Below are 4,487 nucleotides of genomic sequence, written 5' to 3' on the forward strand. Positions count from 1 at the left end.
AAAATCAAAATGGAAAATTTCCGGGTCATTCATCAGGAAGAGGACAAAGATTTCCCTTTTGTCCATTCTTCAAAGCTTTATCCTGAATGGCCGATGGCCGCGCTGGCCCATGTGGATGAGAGCGTGCGGAAGCAGGTCAAAGAGGCCCTGCTGGCTATGAAGCCGGATGCTGAGGCGGCGGTGAGCGGCAAGATCACCGGCTGGAAGGAGGTGGCTGATTATGCGCCGGTGCGCGAGTGCCTGAAGACCATCGGCATGTCCGCTGGCGAGTGAGCCGCGTTTCGTTCCGCCTCCCTGCTTCGGCGCGGAGGCGGCGCATGTTCAATGGCAGGCCGCCAGAAAGTGCGGCAGCACTGCCAGGATTTCCGGCAGCGCGTCTTCCAGCACATAATGTCCGGCATTCGGAAAATAAAAGCTCTGCGCTGCCGGAAAACGCCGCCGCCATTCTTTGTAAAAGTCATCATGGAAGCAGAAATCGCGGCCGCCCCAGCAAATCAGCATCGGCTTGTCCCGCAGCTTCTCCAGCCCTTCCTCGACCTTGACCAGCTCCTGCCACGAGGGATGATCGGGCTTCAAGGGGATGTCTTGAACAAAGCGGCTCACAGCCACCCGGCTGGCCCAACTGTTGTAGGGGACCAGAAAACCAGCCTTCACTTCCGGCCTCATTTTCTTCCGCACCGCCATAAAGGTCGCAGGCCATGCGAAACCGTTCAGGCCGCGCACCAGCAGCTCTCCCAGCAGCGGCAAGCGGCAGAGAGCGATGCGCAATGGCATTCTGCGCGAGCGGAATGCGGCGGTGTTCAGCACGATCAGTCCGGCGACGCGCTCAGGATGACGGCCTGCCCAGCCCATGCCGATGGCTCCGCCCCAGTCGTGCACAACCAGCACGCAGCGTTCGACGCGCAGCTGGTCGAGCAGCCCGCTGAAGTTGTCTATATGGCCGCTGAGACGGTAGGGCCAATCCTGCGGCTTGTCAGAAAAACCGCAGCCAAGATGGTCGGGAGCAATGCAGCGATGGTCATGCCGGAGCGCGGACACCAAATTGCGGTACAAATATGACCACGAAGGATTGCCGTGCGCCATGACCACCGCCGGGCCGCGCCCTTCATCCACATAGGAAAGGCGGTGGCCCTCGGCGGTGACAAAGCTCTGCGGCGCAAAGGGGTATTCGGCAAGAAGGAGCATGGTCAGCATGAAAAAAAAGCCTCTTCCGAGGAAGAGGCGGTGAAGAAAAGCATGGTCAACGTGCGGTCAATCGAGGAAAAAGCGCAGTTTCTCCCGGCGGCTGGAATGACGCAGCCGGTTGAGAGCCTTTTTCTCAATTTGGCGGATGCGCTCGCGGGAGACGTTGAATTTTTTACCGATCTCCTCCAGCGTGTATTCGGCCTTCTCGCCGATGCCAAAACGCAGGCGGATGATTTTTTCCTCCCGCTCGGTCAGGGTGGAGAGCACCTCGTTGACACGGGTGGACAGCTCGCGGTTCTCCACAGTGTCATACGGGGACTCCGCTTCCTGATTCTCCAAGAAATCACCGAGGGTGGAGTCATCGTCGCCGACCGGCGTTTCAAGGGAAATCGGCTCGCGCGAGGCTTCCAAGATAGCGAGGATTTTGTCCATCGGCAGATCGGTCAGCTCGGATATCTCCACCGGAGTCGGCTCGCGGCCCAGCTCTTTCAGCAAGGAGTAGAATGCCTTGAAGAATTGGCTGCGCAGCTCCAAGAAATGCACGGGCAGACGGATAGTGCGCGTCTTGTCGAGAATCGCGCGGGTGATGGCCTGCCGGATCCACCACGAGGCGTAGGTGGAGAACTTGTTGCCCTTGGTGTAATCAAAGCGGAAAACCGCCCGCATCAGGCCGAGATTGCCTTCCTGAATCAGATCGGCCAGCGTCAAACCTTGGTGCATATAGCGCTTGGCGATAGAGACCACCAACCGCAGATTGGCCCGGATCATGCAATCCTTGGCGTTCTCAATCGAGCGGCCATAGGCACCGATGCGGGTGTGCAGCTCGATCAGTTCGCGCAGATCGGGGTATTTGCCCGCCGCCTTTTTCACCACTTGGCGCATATAGTTGAGCTGCTGCTTCTTCGGCTTCAGGGCTGGGTCGCGCCGCTCCCACAGCTCGATCCGCTCTTTAAGCACCCGGAGTTCTGGCATGCCGGAGCCGTCCAGCCGAATGGCCTCGATGATCGCGCCGAAGCCCTCGCGGATGGCCTTGGAATAACGGGCTTCTTCCTCCGGAGTCAGCAGTTCGAACTGCCCCATCTCCCGCAGGTAGGTAGTGGTGGTCTCCTCGGCCTCGTGATCATCCTCGCCGAGCAGCAGGGAGCATTCTTCTTCGGCCTCCTCAACCTGCATGTCCTCCTTGCCGACCCACTCCTCGCCGGAGAGCGTCCTTTTCCTGCCCGAATCCTCAACTGTCACAATTTCAATATTATGCGCGTTGAGAAAATCAAACACAGCTTCAATCGCGCCGGGATCCTTCACATCCTCCGGCAGCAGCTTGTTGAGATGTTTGAAGGTGATGCACCCCTCACCCTGTCCGGCTTTCAGTAGGTCTTCCTTAATGCTTGCAAGCACCTGCCTTCAACCTCCGCTTGTGTTTGATGGAAAATTCAGCGCAAAAAAAAGACGCGGAAGCAACCGCTTTTGAATGAATAAAATTATATTATATAGTACATTCTGAGAAAAAAAGCAAAGCAAGTTTTTTCGATGCCGTTTTTCATCATCAGCCGCCGGACGGACTGTCCGGCACCCTTCACTTTCTGACCAACAGACTGCAATGAAAGAACAAAAGTTAGGCATCGGCGCAGCCAGAGCCTCCGGCGTGCTCCTGCACATTTCTTCTCTGCCCAGCCCGTTCGGCATCGGCGATCTCGGCCCGGCCAGCCATGCCTTTGCTGATTTTCTCGCCCGCAGCGGACAGAGCTGCTGGCAGGTGCTGCCGCTGGTGCCGGTCAGTCGGGCCTTTGGCAACTCGCCCTACATGAGCGACTCAGCCTTTGCAGGCAATCCGCTCTTGATCAGCCCGGAACTGCTCGTCCGCGACGGCTGGCTGCGGCAGGAGGAGCTGCCGCCATTGCCCGGCGAGTTCTCGGAATATTTGGTCAATTTTGAGGCAGTCACGGCATGGAAAGAGCAAGTGCTGGAACGGGCATGGCAGAATTTTCTGCGCAGCAGGAACGAAGAACGGCAGGAGGCACTTTTTGCCGAGCTGACCGCCCAACACTTCTGGCTGCGCAACTACAGCCTTTTTGTCGCCCTGAAGCGGCATTTCAACCAGCAGGGCTGGTTTGACTGGCCAGAAGAACTACGACTGCGCCAGCCGGAGGCCATTGCTGCGGCGGAGCGGCAGTTTCAACCGGACATCCGCCGCTGCCAGTTTGAGCAGCATCTTTTCTTCAGCCAATGGCAGGAGCTGCACGGCAAGGCGGCGGCTAACGGTGTGCAGATCATCGGCGATCTGCCTATTTACGTCGCGCTTGACTCCGCTGATGTCTGGGCGGATCAGGACATTTTCATGCTTTCGCCGAAAACAGGCCGCCCGACCCACGTCGCCGGTGTGCCGCCGGATTATTTCAGCAAAACCGGCCAGCTCTGGGGAAATCCCTTGTACAAATGGCACAGCCGCACGCCCGGCGTGAAAGAACGGCTGCTGGATTGGTGGGAGCAGCGGCTGCGGGCAGTTCTTGCCGTTGTGGACGTGATCCGCATTGACCATTTCCGGGGCTTTGAGGCCTATTGGGCGGTTCCTGCCAAAGAAGAGACGGCGATGAACGGCGGCTGGCAGAAAGGCCCCGGCCTGCGGTTTTTCAAGGAAATGGAAAAACGCCTCAGCAGTCTGCCGGTCATAGCCGAAGACCTCGGCGTGATCACCCCAGAAGTGGAGGAGCTGCGCGACGGCATGGCCTTTCCCGGCATGAAAATCCTGCTCTTCGCCTTTGACGGCAGGCCGGAAAACGCCTATCTGCCGCACAACATGCCGAGGAATTGCATAGTTTACACAGGCACTCACGACAACGACACCGCTGTGGGCTGGTATCTGAGCGGCGAGGTTGCGGCGACGGCCAAGCGGCAAGCCAAGAGCTATGCCAACCGCAGCGACGACGAGGTGGCCCGCTTTCATGAGGATATGATTTCATTGGCGATGTCCTCGCCTGCCTCGCTCTGCATTTTGCCCATGCAGGACGTGCTTGGCTTCGGCAATGACTGCCGGATGAACACGCCGGGAACAGCCTCCGGCAACTGGCGGTGGCGCTGCGCCCCGCGCTTCATCAGCGACGCGCTGGCCGAGCGGCTGCGCCAGACCACGGAACTGTTCGGCAGGCTTCCGGCAGTGCCGGAAAAAGATACAAAAGAGGCTTGACAGGAATGGGCGTATCGTGTAAATATTGCCTCACCGATTAGGCCCCATCGTCTAGCGGTTAGGACAGCGGCCTCTCACGCCGTAAACAGGGGTTCGATTCCCCTTGGGGTCACCAAAGTGA

At 58.5% G+C, this 4,487-nt stretch carries 4 protein-coding genes and 1 tRNA gene; 3 read left to right on the top strand and 2 right to left on the bottom strand.

The features are described 5' to 3' along the window. On the top strand, positions 1–273 hold a 273-nt coding region (locus ACNKID_RS07550), incomplete at its 5' end, for a PhnD/SsuA/transferrin family substrate-binding protein (protein WP_417912832.1). Positions 274–321: 48 nt separating this feature from the next. Here ACNKID_RS07550 and ACNKID_RS07555 read toward each other — a convergent pair. Next, a complete protein-coding gene (locus ACNKID_RS07555) occupies positions 322–1,194 on the bottom strand; it encodes an alpha/beta fold hydrolase (protein ID WP_417912833.1) in 873 nt (290 codons plus the stop codon). Between the two features lie 57 nt (positions 1,195–1,251). Continuing rightward, positions 1,252–2,580: a sigma-70 family RNA polymerase sigma factor gene (locus ACNKID_RS07560; RefSeq protein ID WP_417912834.1), complete on the bottom strand. Its 1,329-nt coding sequence runs from the start codon at positions 2,578–2,580 to the stop codon at positions 1,252–1,254. Positions 2,581–2,782: 202 nt separating this feature from the next. Here ACNKID_RS07560 and malQ point away from each other — a divergent pair, with 202 nt between their 5' ends. Beyond that, positions 2,783–4,366, top strand: coding sequence for a 4-alpha-glucanotransferase (malQ, locus tag ACNKID_RS07565; RefSeq protein WP_417912835.1), 1,584 nt, complete (start codon positions 2,783–2,785; stop codon positions 4,364–4,366). A 40-nt stretch (positions 4,367–4,406) separates the two neighbouring features. After that, positions 4,407–4,481: transfer RNA gene (locus ACNKID_RS07570), tRNA-Glu, on the top strand. Positions 4,482–4,487 lie beyond the last annotated feature (6 nt).

It is taken from the genome of Candidatus Electronema sp. TJ (genome assembly GCF_048287355.1).
Classification (GTDB): Bacteria; Desulfobacterota; Desulfobulbia; order Desulfobulbales; family Desulfobulbaceae; genus Electronema.

Bases quoted from the DNA above. Each gene is read 5' to 3' on its own strand.
- ACNKID_RS07555 (WP_417912833.1), bottom strand. From the start codon at position 1,194: ATGCTGACCATGCTCCTTCTTGCCGAATACCCCTTTGCGCCGCAGAGC.
- malQ (WP_417912835.1), top strand. From the start codon at position 2,783: ATGAAAGAACAAAAGTTAGGCATCGGCGCAGCCAGAGCCTCCGGCGTG.